Genomic DNA, 14817 nt, shown 5'->3' with positions numbered 1-14817 from the left:
CATATGACCTGCTTCTTCCTGATTTCGCTTTTGCGTGTGTATGACCCAACTTTTAGAGCGGTCTTACTCGGATCCCGATGCGGCCCTGACTGACCTTCGCACGTCGGTGCAGTCAGCATGGACTGAGGTTGATGCCTCCAGTTCAGTGCGCCTCCCGCCGCCTCGTACGCGCCATTACTTGCAGTTGGTTATCCACGAGTGGGTAGCCAACTTAGTTCGGCATGCAACATTCTCATCGTCCCCCCAGCTTATCGTACGAATTGAGATCCGTCAGGAAACAGTATGCTGTGAGATCCTCGATAACTCGGATGGCTTTGACCCCGAAGCAACGTTGCATACCCTCCAGGAAAAAGCCCATCCGCTTCCTGAGGCGCACATGGGCCTTCGTATCATTGATGCCTGCTCTTCTCGAATGTCGTATAAATCCCACGAAGCTGAGCAGCAACGCTTCACCGTTTCTATTCCCTACGACCACGACCCATGGATGAACGTGTTATTTTAGTCGTAGAAGACGACGATACGTTGCGCGAGTTACTTTCCTATCGGCTCGAAGACGACTGTACGGTTCTTACTGCGGTGGATGGGGTGGATGCACTCGACAAGGTCGAAGAGCAACTGCCCGATCTTATTATCTCGGACATCATGATGCCGCGCATGGACGGGTTTACCCTTCTAGAACGACTGCAAACGCGAAAAGACACACGCGTTATCCCGTTCATCTTCCTAACGGCTCGCACCGACGAAACCGCCCGCCTTACCAGCATGCGGTTAGGCGTAGACGACTACATCACCAAGCCGTTTGATATGAAGCAGCTCAAAACGCGTGCTGAGCGGCTCATAGAACGCGTTGAGGTGTTCCGCAATCGGCTGGACACGCAACTGGGGCGCGACTTCTCGGAGCGTCTCATGCCCACGAGTCTGCCCGAGGTCGCCTCGTATCAAATCTGGGCACGGTATGAACCCAGCCAACAAGGCGGGGGCGACCTCCTCGACTGGCATCAACTAGACGACGGGCGCTACTTCTTTTCAATTGGCGATGTAATGGGCAAAGGACTCCAGGCGAAGTTCTACGCCTACAGCTTTCTTAGTTACGTACGGGCCAGCCTGCGCACCCGCATTGGCCAAACCCCTTCCACCGCTGCGCTCATGCAGCACATCAACACCCTGCTGTTCGAGGACCAGGTGCTTACTGATACGTTTGCCTCGTTCATGCTTATGATCTGGGACCCCGAGACACACACGCTTGAGTTCTCCAACGCAGGCCACTGCCGCCCCCTGCTTATTACCGACGACGATGCCCGTATTATTCCAGCAAGCGACCTTATCCTTGGCTTGCAACCTGAAGCGAAGTTTCAACAACAGTCGCTCGAACTACAGCCCGGTACCGCCCTTATGGCATACACCGACGGTCTGCTGGAGCAACCTACTCGTAGCGCCGCCTCGCTGGGCGAAGAGGGGGTCTGCAAATTAGCACGCACGGCCCGGCAGACAGCCCACCCGGTGAATCATGTGTGGAACCAGGCGCTGGAGCAATCACCCTGGGAGGAGTATCAAGACGATACGCTCATTTTCTGGATGGCTCGCTCAAATGACGCTACAACAACCTCAGAACTACAGACGACCTCCTCAGACGAGTAGTGCACCGCTACGAAGCCACTGCGATCAAGATGACACGGTGTAAACGGGATATGGTACTCCCTAACCATTGACGTGTAACATAGTAGTAAACGACGCGCACGGCCCTGAACGCCGTAACCTTTCCAAAGGGGACAACCCCATAGGGCTAATCCTTGCACATAACTTTGTCTCTGGTATTTCGTTGATGGGAAATTTGACTCCTCCACCGCCTGTTCAATGAGGGACTGTTGGATCCTACAATTGGATCCTACAACAAGAACCCATCTGGGCGCCTTCTCGGGGGAATAGTCGGGGGAATGGATCCTGAATCAAGTTCAGGATGACATGTCGGGAGGACGGTGCTGGAGACGAAAGCTCCCTTTCAACCCAAATGCCTCCCTCCCGAACGTCATCCAGATCCTAAATCGAGTTCAGGTACGTGTTTAGCGACGTGCTTCCTGATCGCCGGGGACGCAAGCGGTCTCCGGCTATGGATTTTGCTCACATCGCACCGTTCTGTAGCCCGGGATCAGGAGCGGAGCGCTGGGAGCACCGCGACCGAGTACTCCTGGGGTGCGGATATCCCGGGCGGTCATTGTACCACGCTAAACAGGTACAAACTCAGGATGACATGTCGGGGGGACGGTGCTGGAGACGAAAGCTCCCTTTCAACCCAAATGCCTCCCTCCCGAACGTCATCCAGATCCTAAATCGAGTTCAGGTACGTGTTTAGCGACGTGCTTCCTGATCGCCGGGGACGCAAGCGGTCTCCGGCTATGGATTTTGCTCACATCGCACCGTTCTGTAGCCCGGGATCAGGAGCGGAGCGCTGGGAGCACCGCGACCGAGTACTCCTGGGGTGCGGATATCCCGGGCGGTCATTGTACCACGCTAAACAGGTACAAGCTCAGGATGACATGTCGGGGGGACGGTGCTGAAGACGAAAGCTCCCTTTCACCCCAAATGCCTCCCTTTCGAACGTCATCCAGATCCTAAATCGAGTTCAGGACAGGCAAGCGATCACCAACGATTATCACCATCTCAGGTTGTGTACATAGACTAGCCCCGTAGGGAGAGGAGATTCGATCAGGCCGTGGCGTGTAGCACCGGCTCCAAAGGGGTATACTCCGCAGCCAGCAGCCCATACACCTCTTTATCCCAAAACTGACCGTCGCGGTGCAGATAGTCACGCAGCGTCCCCTCGTGCGCAAACCCCGATCCTTGTACCAACCGGCGCCACGCATCGTTGAACGCAAACGTCTCGGCGGCCACCCGATGCAGGCCCATCTCTTCAAAACACAACGGCAACAAAATGCGCATGGCACCGCGCCCATACCCACGGCCCCAGTACGCCCGCTTCCCAATCGTCAAACTGATATGAGCATTGCGGCTTGCCGGACGCATCCCGTAAATTGATGCCACTCCGATGAGCGCATCCTCGTCCGCCGCGTGTATTTCAAAAGCGTAATGCGTACGCTTGGGGGCATCGCACAGCTGCTCAAAACGATGCTTGAACGCGCCGAACGACTCTTTCTGGAACGGCACCTCGCTATCAAGGCGATTCAACTCTGGATCGTTGTTCCACTGAAAGTGCGTGTGGATATTGGATCGCTGCAGGGCCGTTAGGCGCACACGATCTTTGGATTGAGGCATTAACGATTGCATGTCTGGCATGGTATCCATACGTTTTCGGAAGCGCTTCCAAAAGTAAAAGGGAGTAATGACGCCGGACGCACAACGTAACGCGCGCCTTCACCGCATGCAAGTGCTTTCTCCGTACTCCATAGGTGCTTTTGGCGCACCCACCTGCCGCTTTCTTCCGACGTATCAGCTAGACAAAAGGCACACGCACCCTGCAATCCCTGTTGCGTTCGTTCATGCTGTACACGTATCTTTACAAACGCTCCCTTGCATGCACGCTCGATCTATCGCTCCATGCACCGACCGATTATGAATCGCCTCTACGCTTGCCTGTTTGTTGCTTTGCTCATGCTTCCCTGCATGGCCATGGGCCAAGATGCCGACCGCGTGCTCACCAATGCCACCATCTGGACCGGGCACGATGACCCGGCCTTTGCTGATGCGGTAGCACTGCGCGGCGAACGCATTCTGGCTCTTGGATCGCATGATGCACTATCCGACCACATCGGCGAGCATACCGAGGTCCTCGATCTCAATGGCGCCTTTGTGACCCCCGGATTTATTGACAACCACACGCACTTCAATCGTGCCGGTGCGCTCTTGCTGGGTATCAATCTGCTGGATGTGAACGATCCCGATGCGCTAACCGAAGCGGTGGCTGCCGCCCGCGACCGCCTGCCAGACGGAGCCTGGATCTTGGATGGTGACTGGGGAGCCTACGCCCAATGGGCCGACGACCCTGAGCCGCTTATGGAGCCCGACCGCACGCTCATTGACGATGTAACACCCGATACGCCGGTCCTGCTCTCTCGCTTCGATGGCGAACAGTACCTGGCCAATGCGGTGGCGCTCGATCGGGCCGACCTGTCGTGTAACGACACCGGAGTAGACTGCGAGAACGACCGTCCCACCGGACGCCTCGCCCCCGAGGCGGCTGCCACAGTGCGCGCTATTGTACCCGACAAGCCCATGACACAACGTCTGGCTGAAGCCGACGTCGCTATGGAGCGCCTCGCCTCACACGGGGTCACGACCATTCACGACATCACTCCCCCTGAACAGATGCGTACCTTTCACACGCTGCATGACCGCAACGCGCTCTCCGTGCGCGTCTGTGCGCGCCCAACGCTCGACCGGTGGTCGCACCTGGCCGAAGCAGGCATCACGCATGGATTTGGCGATGACTATCTGGAAATTGGCGGCCTCAAGGGCTTCGTTGATGGGATCATGGGCAACGCCACCGCTCAGTTCTACGAACCGTATGAGCACACCGACGAACCCGGCATCTGGCGGGATATGATGGACCATCCCGATGGCATGCAGGGTCTGATCGAAGGGGCGGCGGAAGCAGGACACTGGCCGCACGTCCATGCCATCGGCGATATGGCAATCGATACGCTACTTACCATGATGGAGACCGCCCACGAAACGGTGGATGCGAGCAACCAGCGCTGGCGCGTCATCCATGCGCAGCACCTACGCGACGCCTCGGTGGCCGATCGGATGGCCACACTGGATGTGATCGCCGAGATGCAGCCCATACATGCCATTGATGACATGCGCTGGATGGAGGAACGCATTGGCTCCGACCGGGCGCGCTACACCTATGCGTTTCGCACGCTCCACGAAGCAGGAGTCCCCCTCAGCTTTGGCTCCGACTGGCCCGGTACCAATGCCTCGTGGTACAGCGCCAATCCGCTCAAAGGGATGTACGCTGCCGTAACGCGCAAGACACTGGATGGCGCCCCCGAGGGCGGCTGGGTTCCCGAAGAGCGCATCGACATTGAAACGGCGCTGCATGCCTACACGACGGGCAATGCCTATGCCGGCGGACACGAATCGGAGCGTGGATACGTAGCGCCTGGGTACCTGGCGGACCTGGTCGTGCTCTCCGACAACATTCTGGAGATCGACCCGGCGCAGCTTCCAGAGGTGGAGGTGCTGCACACCTTCGTTGGCGGCACGCCCGTCTACACGCATGAGCAGACCGAGTAGGGCATACCCTGAACCATCGCGCTGCCCATGACGCACGACGCCCTCTTAATGAGACAACGCGTCCATCAGAGGGCCGTCGCAGTTGTGGATCTCATCGGCGGTGCCATCAACGCAGGCAGCGGCAGGAGCAAGGATCGCCTCCACAAACCCGGCCTCGCTGTCGTCTGGAGACACGTCGAAGGTAAGCGTTGTCCCCGCAAGATCCGGATTGGGCGCCGACTCCCCGCTGATGCTAAGCGTCACCTGGGTACGTCCGTCTTCGTTCGCCTCTCCCAGAAAGAACGACCCGCTGGGCGTATCGACGGTGGAGCCTCGAAAAATAGCTTCGTGCCCATGCGCCAGCCGATCCATGAAGCAGGCTATGCTCAAGCAGGTGGTATAGTGCACCGAGTGCATGGTGAAGGCGCCCTGTGGCATCCAGCCTAGAAGCGGACTCACATCAAACGCCTCAAAGGCCTCACGTAGTCGTTCTTCGTTGTTGGGCCCATCCACGAGACCAACGACCAGAAACTGATCAAGCAAGGCAACCGCCATGCCCGAGGCAGGCTCCACGTGATCGATCCCAAAGTAGTGGACAGGCTCCTGCTCGACAAACTCGTCGCCCGCATCCGCAAATAACCCCGCCCACAGTGCAGAAGTCCACGCGTCGGTTTCGGGCACGGTGGTCATTTGCATATCGTGGATCCGGCGGACGGCATCATCGACGGCGCTTCCATGCAAAAACCCAAACATCAGCGGAGCATCGTACGCCTCATCCTGATAGCGCCCCCCTTTTAGCATGTCTTCTTCGATGAGAGCCTCCAGACTCGCGGTGCCAAGTTGATCGGGCAGAAAATCGTCGACCACCTCCATGGTCAAGACATCCACTTCACTGGGCGGTTGTTGCGCCTGCGCGATTCCTATCCCATATCCAATCATGAGCGCGAGGCATCCGACGGTGCGTACCAAGAAGGTGGAGGACATAGCAGCTTTTCGGTTGGGTGGACGGTTGTGGACAGCGACACGCACTGAAAGCCGGCCAGACCCGCCGAAAGGTAACGACACAACCAACACGACCCCCAAATATCTGCGCAGATATAGGATAGGCACCCCCCGAAGAAAAGTCAAGACCCTGTGAAAGGAGTGGATGGGTGGAGGGATGGATGGGTGGAAGGGGCGACGAGAGACCCGTAACGACGCAGGGCGTACGTGTTTAGCGACATACCACAGATCGCCGGGGACGCAAGCGGTCCCCGGCTATGGATTTTGCTCACACCGAGCCGCTCTGTAGCCCGGGACCAGGAGCGGAGCGCTGGGAGCACCGCGACCGAGTACTCCTGGGGTGCGGATATCCCGGGCGGTCATTGAGCCGCACTCAAAAGATAAAACGTACCGCCGGGCCGTCCTATACATGTCCTATTACATGTCATGCTGAACGCAGTGAAGCATCTCAGCGCTATGAAGCATCTCAGCGCTATGTGGCCGAGGGCCCTGCTGCTCAGTGTCCACGGCTGCTCAGTGTCCACGAGGCACCCTGCGCGCACCGGACCAGGCGAACCCGTAGGGCATGGCGCCCAGATCCTTCCACCGGGCGGCGTCAGGATGACTGCAAGACGATATGATCTCGTCTCTCGTAGCGACGCAGAGGGGCCGTAAGGTCATGTCTGTTGTGCATCGCCACGAGCGTGGTGCTGACGGGAATGCGGTGCCCCAGCAAGCCGGGGACGCAAGCGGTCCCCGGCTATGGGGTTGCTCATATCGCGCCGTTCTGTAGCCCGGGATCAGGAGCAAAGCGGATATCCCGGGCGGCCATTCGGCCATTCTAACACGCTAAACACGTACCGCAGGGCACTGCGTCGCCATATGACCTGCGTCGGCGCACAAGACACAACCTCGCCACGCAAAGCGGCATCTGCCCATGCAAAGCAGTGCGATCTCAACCGCATGCTCCCCGTCCGTATGCGAAGGAGGACCGACAACAGCGTCCCAGTGCCCTGGGACGTTACAATGCCTCAACGGTGCGCCTGCCCCGAGCGAAGCCGAGGGAACTCCCGCGGAGATCCTTCACTGCGTTCAGGACAGGTTTCAATACCTCAAAGGTGCGATTAAAGGATTATCGGAGTGCACGCACGCGGTCGGGATTGACCCATTTCAATACCTCAAAGGTGCGATTAAAGGTGGCAACAACAAGAAGTCATTGAACGCCTAGAAAACGAATTTCAATACCTCAAAGGTGCGATTAAAGGTGGCAACAACAAGAAGTCATTGAACGCCTAGAAAACGAATTTCAATACCTCAAAGGTGCGATTAAAGGATGGCTTTTTCGGAGCGCTCGTCGTGCAAGAGTCCAGATTTCAATACCTCAAAGGTGCGATTAAAGGACGCGCGTGATGGCGCTTGCCGTGCTTGCGCTGGACATTTCAATACCTCAAAGGTGCGATTAAAGGCCTATCAGAATATGCGATATAGCCCGCATAGATGCAAATGAGCGGCGGTTTGACGATGATTGTGCGCGTCTGATGTTGTCACCCTCCGGTTGTGCATAAACCCCCGGGGGTCCGACGACATCCGCTAACTCGTTGGCTCTACGCTTCATATCCATAAAAATTGGAATGTGGCACAATGGTTGTGGGGGCCGTTTTTCCGAAAATCGCCCGAGGCCGACGACAAATCGGCCCCCAGCGCCGTTAAACAGGGGAGCGCCACATTGCGTCTGAAACGACTATTGCATACGTTGTGTGCAGGCTCTGCAAACAAGCCTCTTCTTACATTGATTCCTCCTTCTCATCATGTCCATACCTCCCGCGCTAACCAACCGGCCGACCCGCGAACAACTGCTCCACCTACTGCGCACCGGCCACGTGCTCACCACAAAGGAAGCCGCTGAAAAGATCGGAGTCACCCCGCGCCAGATCTCCCGCGCTGCAAACACGCTCATCGAAGAGGGCGAGCCGATCCAGGTCACCAAACAAGGCAACATGAATCGGTACGCACTGCCCGAGGACGAGCGCTACCCCGAGCATACCGACCAGTACACCGAAAACCAGCTCCTCGCTCTTATCGTGGCCATTGAAGCCGGACGCGCGTTGCTGCGCCCCACCCCGCTGGCCAAACCGCTGCGTGCCGTGTACGACGACCTGCTGGCCCGCACCCCCAACCACAACGTGTTTACGCTCGACCCCGGCGATGAAAACACGCGCTGGTACTTTCAAGAGGCCCGGTCCGTTCGCATCGACCCCGAGGTGTTCAAAACCGTGCGGCAGGCGATCCATGAACAGCGCACCATCGCGATTGACTACCAAAACGCCAGCAAGCAAACATTCGACGAGGGCCGCGTCATCGATCCGCTGGTAATTGGCACCCGCAAGGGCGCCTGGCTCGTGGCGTCGTACTGCCACAAGCGCACGGCCATCCGCGACTTCAACCTGGCCGAGATCAAGGCCATCACCTTCCAGGATGCCCACTTCACCCCTCCAGATGATTTCGACGCCATCGTACATTTCGGCACCCGCTTCGGCGCCACCACCGGCGAGGGCCATTTCGTCAAAGTACGCGTAGCGCCCAAAGCCGCCCCCTACTTCCACCGCAAAATCTACCACCCCACCCAGCAGATCGAACACAGAGGGGACGATGGCCACCTCATTGTGTCGTTCGACGTAGAGGGCCTCAAAGATATCCGGTCGTGGATACGCTCCTGGGGTCCGAAAGTCACGGTGCTCGAACCCGAGGAGCTTGTCAATCAGGTTCAGGCGGATGCGCAGGCCATGCTGGATCAATACACGGCGGCCTCCTCAACTTCTGTCTCCTAGCTGCAAGCCGGGTTCCCGACACGAAATGTCGCGAATGAAGTGAGGGCATTGTACCTTCGCGATATGCTGTTGCTGATGGCCATCCAACCGAACTGCCATGCCCCATCCCGACCCCTATCGATACCCCGTTCACCTGCATCTACGTACCGACACGCACCGGCCCGTCGTCCCGTGGGTCGAGACGCCGTTGTGCCTGCGCCGCGCCAACGGCTGCCTCGAACTGATCGGCCACACCACCGCACTGCTGCCCACAGCCCGGTTTGTGCTCGGCTACGGACGCTACGCCACCGTGCAAGACACCAATGTATTGCGACAGGCGGTGATCGAAGAAGCGCATCGTGTGCTGCGGAAGTATGATATTCCCTGATGGTTGTTTTTGCATATGCAACTGCCGGGCACTACTTTAAGCGCACAATCTCTCATCCCCTCTTCATCCTAAACCAGATACATTTATGCGTCTCAATCTGACCCTCACCCCCTCCACCGAGCCCGTGCCGTACGACCACCTGCACTACCTGACGGGTGCGCTGCACAAGTGGATCGGTCCCAACAACGACCTGCACGACGGGCTCAGCCTGTACAGCTTCGGCTGGCTCGACGGTGGCAGCGGTACCAAGAACGGACTGATCTTTCCCGAGGGCGCGCGCTGGCGCGTCAGCTTCTACCAGCCGGAGGCCGCCAAAGCCTGCCTGGATGGCATCCTGAACGACCCCTCGGTGATGGGCGGCATGCGCGTGGCCGAGGCCAAAGAGCAGCGCACGCCGTCGTTTTCAGAGGCGCACACGTTTAAGGTAGACAGCCCCGTGCTGGCGCGTCAGACCCGCGAGGATGGCAGCCGCGCCCACCTCACCTACGACGACCCCGAGGCCGACGCCGCCCTCACGCGCACCCTGCGCACCAAACTACGGGCCGCCGGGGTGTCGGTGGATCTGGACGCCGTGCACATCCAGTTCGACCGCAGCTACGCGCACCCAAAGACCAAGCTGGCCCGCATCAAGCAGACCCAGCACCGCGCCAACATGTGCCCGGTCCGCATCGACGCGCCCCCCGAAGCCATCCAGTTCGCCTGGCTGGTCGGTGTGGGCGACCTGACGGGAAGCGGGTTTGGGGCGCTCCAATGACGACACACAGCATAACATCAGGGATCATGCCGTCCGATTACGACCGATACCATACGCACCACCGGTCGCGCCGCCATCCTGAGTGGGATTACACGCAGTCCGCCGCGTACTTCGTGACGATCTGCACCCATGACCGGATGCATCTGTTCGGGCGTGTTGTCGACGGCCAGATGCGCTGCAATGCCTTCGGGCGCGTGGCCACGGCGGAATGGGACCGATCCGAAACCCTTCGCGATGAGGTGCACCTGGACGCATTTGTGGTGATGCCAAATCATATCCACGGGATTGTGGTGATTGTGCCATTAGATGCAGATGGGTCGATTGATCCGCAGGGGTACCAATGCCACGTAGCGACGCAGCGCGCTGCGTCGCTACCGGTCGACGATGGCGGTCGCGTTAACATCCAACCGAAATCGCTGGGGGCCTTCGTCCGCGCCTACAAATCCGCCGTCACGCGCCGCATCAACCAGATGCGCGGCACGCCGGGCGAGACGGTTTGGCAGCGCAACTACCACGACCACATCATCCGCACCGAACGCCGCTGGCACCGCATTCGCCAATACATCCAGACCAACCCCGCCCGCTGGACCGACGATACGTTTTATTCAACAGACAGATAAACAGATGGATAACCAGATGCACATTGTCACCTACACCGGTCCATTTGGATTCATCAAACCGTGGACCGCTGTTCGAGATGAACAGACGTACAGTCAGCAGTTTCTCACGCCGAGCATTGTGGAAGGCATGCGGCAGAAGCTGGAGGTAAGCGCCATTCTACGCCATCGTCTGACGCATAAGGGATTCAGCATCCAGCAGGAAACCACACAGTCACGTGGCTACAAGCGAAAGACGGTTAAGAAGTACAACACGGTCGAGTACCAACGAGATACATCGATTATCGAGCGGGGCGTCATGCTGTCGCCTCGTCTCCATCTTGCATTCCCGACAGTGGAAGATGCCCAGAAAGCACACAGCGAGCATCTCTGTCTGTGCCGAAATGAAGATGTGGTGTACCCGTCGGGTGCGATTCAAGCACTATCAGAAGATCAATTTGATGCGCTCGCTGGGTTTGAATTGCTGTTTGAGGAAAGCGATGATGCTTTTCTTGTCGGCTACTCGTCCATGATGAGGTAGCGTCGGCCGGTGGACCATTCCTCATGCTGTTCCGCACACAGAGCGCCGATCAGACGCTGGGCTGATGCGAGGTTCGGAAAGATGCGAATGACGGTTTCTCGCCGCCGAATCTCCTCGATAAACCGCTCCACCATGTTTGTTGTCCGAAGGCGACGGCGGTACTTCGCGGGAAGCCTCAAAACCGCGGTCGCGTCCTCGAAGCCAGCCTCTAAAACCTTCAGGGCTTGGTCGGCCTCGCCTTGCAGTTCGTCACAGGCGGCTCTAACGGCTTCTCGGGCTCGTTCTGGGGAGCAGGCCCCGAGCACCTGGTCAAGTATCTCGTGCATCCGCTCACGTAGCGTCGCGGGCGTCTGGTCGATCACATTGCGCCGAAAATGTACACCGAGGAATTCCTCGGTATGACAGCGTTGCCAGATCAAATCGGGAAAGGCCGATGCCAGAGCGCTTCGCAATCCTTCGTGAGCATCACTGGTGGCCACTTCAACGCCAGAAAGGCCGCGGCGCTTCAGGCCCTCGATAAACCGGCGCCAACCTTCCCCAGTCTCTCCAAACGCCGTCTCAAGCCCCAGGATCTCACGATGACCGGCCTCATTGATGCCCACCGCCAGCATCACCGTTGTCGATCGGACCGCCCCTTGACGGCGAACCTTCACTTGCATCGCGTCGAGGACCAAAAACGGGTAGCTCTTCTCCAGCGGCCTTTTGGCCCAGGCCTCGACCTGTCCGTCAAGTTCAGTGGTGAGCCGGGAGACGGTGGACTTGCTAAACTTGCGTCCGCACAGCTTGGTCGTGATCTTCTTCACGCGACGCGTGCTCACGCCCTGCACGACCATCTGCATCAGCGCCAGCACCAAGGCCTTCTCTGACCGTTGGTATCGCTGGAAGAGTCGGGTTTGAAACGTCCCATCCCGATCGCGAGGGACCTCCAGGTTGATCGTTCCGACTCGCGTGGTGAGCTGCCGCTTGTACGACCCGTTGCGGTAGCCCTGCCGCGTGTCGGTCCGCTGGTCCGATTCGGCGCCCAGGTGTTCGGTCATCTCCGCTTGCAGCATCTGGTTCAGGATCGGCTCCAGCAGCGCTGCCATGCCACAGTCGCTGCGAAGATCGCCGCGAAGCAGGTGTTGGATCTTTTCGTCGTCGATTGTAATCTCAAAAGTAGCCATCGTTAGTATGTTGGTTGGTTTTGGTTGGTCTCGCTTCCAACCTGGCAAAACGCGATGGCTTTTTCTACTCGCTCGCCTCAATTACACAAGATTACGGACTCAACCCAATCCAGTCGAGCAGTCGCCCGTAGCGGCATGACATTATCCAGTTCACCCCCTATCTCAAACACCTAAAATTAGCTGCTATCATGACGCTACTCGCAAAAAGCAAAGACCAGGGCGGCCTCACGATTAAGGAGCACACACAGCATGTTGTCACGGCTGTCATGCATGCAGCAGAGCAGTTAGGCATGGACGTAGACCAGGCCCGCCGGGCAGCGGTGTTGCACGACCTGGGAAAAGGCCATCCGTTTTTTCAGCAGATGGTGAGGAGTGAGCTGTCCGAAGAAGACTGGATTCGGGAAGAGCCACACCGCCACGAAATCTCATCGCTCCTCTTCTTGCCGTTGCGTCCAAAGCAAGAGTGGCCCACGCTTATCGACTTCGTGGCCGCTCACCATAAATCTATCAAGAAAGACCGAAGCAGTCGTGGCCTAATCGACTTGTGCCGCGAGTTTGGCCCGGATGCTGTCTTCGAACGCCACAACGAGGAGTGGTCCACATGGGCACCCGCAGTCATGCAGATTGCTTCTGAGTTCGGGTGGGAGGTGCAGCCCATCTCCGAAGCAGAGCGCCGCGCGGCTTTCGATGCAGCATTGCACCATTGCCGTCAAAACACCGACGGCTGGTCACGATTTCGCGGCCTGCTCATGACTGCCGATCACTTCGCATCCAATTATACTCACGCGACCGAAGGTAAAGCAAGAAAGCTGTATCAGCGGCCTAACCTGGAGGGCTACCGGCACGGCCATTCGCCGTATACGGCTACCGATCTATATCCGCTCTCACAAATCGACACTGACGACCCGCGTCCGCATACCCTTGTTGTTGCTCCTACCGGCGCGGGAAAAACAAACTTTCTGCTTGCGCGCTGTCAAGGACGTGTGTTCTACACCCTCCCCTTCCAGGCGTCGATCAATGCCATGTATGAGCGCGTCCGTACCGATCTGTACGATCACTTCGATGCACCTGCCGATGTGCGCCGCCTACATGCGACCTCACGGATCGAAATGGACAACGAGTGGACCGAGGATGCCGATTTGCAGCGTCACCCCGGGGCCAGCGTAAAGGTCATGACACCATATCAACTGGCCTCGATTGTGTTTGGCACAGCAGGATACGAGGCAATGGCGCTGGACCTGCGGGGCAATGACGTAATTCTCGACGAGGTGCACACCTACGACGGCGTAGCCCGCTCGATGGTGCTTCAGATCGTACGTATGCTCGTCGAACTGGGATGTCGAGTCCATATCGGAACGGCAACCATCCCGACGGCTCTGGCGGATGCTCTGCTCGACGTGCTTGGCGGCTCCGAAACGGTTCATGAAGTGCGATTGCCTCGCGAAACCCTTGACACCTTCAACCGGCATCGTATCCACAAAATACACGGTCAGGACGCCATGTGGGATACGCTACACCAGTTGCTTTCTAATGGGCAACGCGTGCTTATGGTAAGCAATCAGGTGCAGACAGCGCAAGACCGATACAAGCAGGTGGAAGCGATGGACGTGCCTTCCATGCTCATTCATAGCCGTTACAAACGAAAAGAGCGGGCCGAGTTGGAGTCACAGATTAAGCATTTCGAAGAAATGGGTGGGCCGTGTGTGGTATCCGCCACACAGGTTGTGGAAGTGAGTCTGGACATCTCGTTCGATGCCATGATTACCGATGCCGCTCCGCTGGATGCGCTCGTACAACGCTTCGGACGCGTCAACCGTCGGCGCTCTGCCGAGACGATTGGCAGCTACAAGCCCATTTACATCGTGGCTCCGCCCAGTGATGACAATGCTGTGCTGCCCTACGACGCAGATATTGTGCGGCAAAGTTTCGATGTACTGCCGGATGGAGACGTGCTTCCAGAAGCCGACGTGCAGACGCTTATCGATACGGTATATCCTGAAGTCGAAGTCCCTGAACTTGCCACGCACTTTATCTGGAACGGAGATGGGTATCGCATACAGAAACTTCAACACCGCCCGAAGTCTGTCCTGCTGGATGCGCTAAACATCAATTCAGCCGTGTGTATCCTCCGTTCTGAAGTCGAGACCTACGCAAATGCACGCTGGGCCGAACGCCAGCTCATGCATATTCCCGTACCTGTCAGTTTCAAGCGATTCGACTGGCCTGAGCTTGAAATAGGAAGTTACCCGATGTGCGCGCCCGATTCCTGGTACAACCCGGGTGGGCGCCCGGTCGGCCTGACGACGAATGCCGAAGACAATGCCACGTCTAACTTTCTATAATCCACGATTCTCC

General features: G+C 58.0%; 12 protein-coding genes and 1 CRISPR repeat array. Of the genes, 9 read left to right on the top strand and 3 right to left on the bottom strand.

Annotated features, from left to right (window positions below):
- Nucleotides 1-40: 40 nt before the first annotated feature.
- Entirely contained in the window at nt 41-502 is a 462-nt protein-coding gene (locus tag ACZ5AL_RS06270; RefSeq protein ID WP_464512915.1) for an ATP-binding protein, read from the top strand.
- Nucleotides 481-1638 carry a PP2C family protein-serine/threonine phosphatase gene (locus ACZ5AL_RS06265; protein WP_464512914.1) on the top strand — a complete coding sequence of 386 codons (1158 nt, stop codon included), beginning with the start codon at nt 481-483 and terminating at the stop codon, nt 1636-1638. The genes ACZ5AL_RS06270 and ACZ5AL_RS06265 overlap by 22 nt, the downstream gene beginning before the upstream one ends.
- A gap of 1065 nt (nt 1639-2703) precedes the next feature.
- Here the strand turns inward: ACZ5AL_RS06265 and ACZ5AL_RS06260 are convergent.
- Nucleotides 2704-3270, bottom strand: coding sequence for a GNAT family N-acetyltransferase (locus ACZ5AL_RS06260; protein WP_464512912.1), 567 nt, complete (start codon nt 3268-3270; stop codon nt 2704-2706).
- Nucleotides 3271-3567: 297 nt separating this feature from the next.
- On the opposite strand from ACZ5AL_RS06260, the gene ACZ5AL_RS06255 reads away from it, so the two are divergent.
- A complete protein-coding gene (locus tag ACZ5AL_RS06255) occupies nt 3568-5253 on the top strand; it encodes an amidohydrolase (RefSeq protein ID WP_464512911.1) in 1686 nt (561 codons plus the stop codon).
- A 45-nt stretch (nt 5254-5298) separates the two neighbouring features.
- Here ACZ5AL_RS06255 and ACZ5AL_RS06250 read toward each other — a convergent pair whose 3' ends face one another.
- Nucleotides 5299-6216 (bottom strand): hypothetical protein, encoded by a 918-nt coding sequence (locus ACZ5AL_RS06250; RefSeq protein WP_464512910.1) that lies wholly within the window; start codon nt 6214-6216, stop codon nt 5299-5301.
- Between the two features lie 1098 nt (nt 6217-7314).
- Nucleotides 7315-7679: direct repeats of the CRISPR family, unit length 30 nt; unit sequence ATTTCAATACCTCAAAGGTGCGATTAAAGG.
- 342 nt (nt 7680-8021) lie between these two features.
- On the opposite strand from ACZ5AL_RS06250, the gene ACZ5AL_RS06245 reads away from it, so the two are divergent.
- The 5 genes from ACZ5AL_RS06245 (at nt 8022) to ACZ5AL_RS06225 (ending at nt 11299) form a co-directional block, all read left to right on the top strand.
- Nucleotides 8022-9041, top strand: a complete 1020-nt coding sequence (locus tag ACZ5AL_RS06245) for a helix-turn-helix transcriptional regulator (RefSeq protein WP_464512908.1) — start codon at nt 8022-8024, stop codon at nt 9039-9041.
- Nucleotides 9042-9138: 97 nt separating this feature from the next.
- Nucleotides 9139-9408, top strand: a complete 270-nt coding sequence (locus ACZ5AL_RS06240; RefSeq protein WP_464512907.1) for a hypothetical protein — start codon at nt 9139-9141, stop codon at nt 9406-9408.
- Nucleotides 9409-9493: 85 nt separating this feature from the next.
- The gene (cas6, locus tag ACZ5AL_RS06235) at nt 9494-10162 is read left to right on the top strand and encodes a CRISPR-associated endoribonuclease Cas6 (RefSeq protein WP_464512905.1); all 669 of its coding nucleotides are present in this window, start codon (nt 9494-9496) and stop codon (nt 10160-10162) included.
- Between the two features lie 26 nt (nt 10163-10188).
- Complete coding sequence (locus tag ACZ5AL_RS06230) at nt 10189-10782, top strand: transposase (RefSeq protein WP_464512903.1); 594 nt, start codon at nt 10189-10191, stop codon at nt 10780-10782.
- Nucleotides 10783-10798: 16 nt separating this feature from the next.
- Nucleotides 10799-11299, top strand: coding sequence for a hypothetical protein (locus ACZ5AL_RS06225; RefSeq protein ID WP_464512902.1), 501 nt, complete (start codon nt 10799-10801; stop codon nt 11297-11299).
- Here the strand turns inward: ACZ5AL_RS06225 and ACZ5AL_RS06220 are convergent.
- A complete protein-coding gene (locus tag ACZ5AL_RS06220; RefSeq protein ID WP_464512900.1) occupies nt 11278-12462 on the bottom strand; it encodes an IS256 family transposase in 1185 nt (394 codons plus the stop codon). The genes ACZ5AL_RS06225 and ACZ5AL_RS06220 overlap by 22 nt on opposite strands.
- Nucleotides 12463-12650: 188 nt before the next feature.
- Here ACZ5AL_RS06220 and cas3 point away from each other — a divergent pair, with 188 nt between their 5' ends.
- Complete coding sequence (gene cas3 / locus ACZ5AL_RS06215) at nt 12651-14804, top strand: CRISPR-associated helicase Cas3' (protein WP_464512899.1); 2154 nt, start codon at nt 12651-12653, stop codon at nt 14802-14804.
- Nucleotides 14805-14817 lie beyond the last annotated feature (13 nt).

The organism is Natronotalea proteinilytica, from assembly GCF_055379935.1.
This window is presented reverse-complemented; position numbering and strand designations above follow the sequence as displayed.

Bases quoted from the DNA above. Each gene is read 5' to 3' on its own strand.
- ACZ5AL_RS06245 (WP_464512908.1), top strand. From the start codon at position 8,022: ATGTCCATACCTCCCGCGCTAACCAACCGGCCGACCCGCGAACAACTG.
- ACZ5AL_RS06225 (WP_464512902.1), top strand. From the start codon at position 10,799: ATGCACATTGTCACCTACACCGGTCCATTTGGATTCATCAAACCGTGG.
- ACZ5AL_RS06230 (WP_464512903.1), top strand. From the start codon at position 10,189: ATGCCGTCCGATTACGACCGATACCATACGCACCACCGGTCGCGCCGC.
- ACZ5AL_RS06270 (WP_464512915.1), top strand. From the start codon at position 41: ATGACCCAACTTTTAGAGCGGTCTTACTCGGATCCCGATGCGGCCCTG.
- ACZ5AL_RS06220 (WP_464512900.1), bottom strand. From the start codon at position 12,462: ATGGCTACTTTTGAGATTACAATCGACGACGAAAAGATCCAACACCTG.
- ACZ5AL_RS06265 (WP_464512914.1), top strand. From the start codon at position 481: ATGGATGAACGTGTTATTTTAGTCGTAGAAGACGACGATACGTTGCGC.
- ACZ5AL_RS06240 (WP_464512907.1), top strand. From the start codon at position 9,139: ATGCCCCATCCCGACCCCTATCGATACCCCGTTCACCTGCATCTACGT.
- ACZ5AL_RS06250 (WP_464512910.1), bottom strand. From the start codon at position 6,216: ATGTCCTCCACCTTCTTGGTACGCACCGTCGGATGCCTCGCGCTCATG.
- cas3 (WP_464512899.1), top strand. From the start codon at position 12,651: ATGACGCTACTCGCAAAAAGCAAAGACCAGGGCGGCCTCACGATTAAG.
- ACZ5AL_RS06255 (WP_464512911.1), top strand. From the start codon at position 3,568: ATGAATCGCCTCTACGCTTGCCTGTTTGTTGCTTTGCTCATGCTTCCC.
- ACZ5AL_RS06260 (WP_464512912.1), bottom strand. From the start codon at position 3,270: ATGCCTCAATCCAAAGATCGTGTGCGCCTAACGGCCCTGCAGCGATCC.
- cas6 (WP_464512905.1), top strand. From the start codon at position 9,494: ATGCGTCTCAATCTGACCCTCACCCCCTCCACCGAGCCCGTGCCGTAC.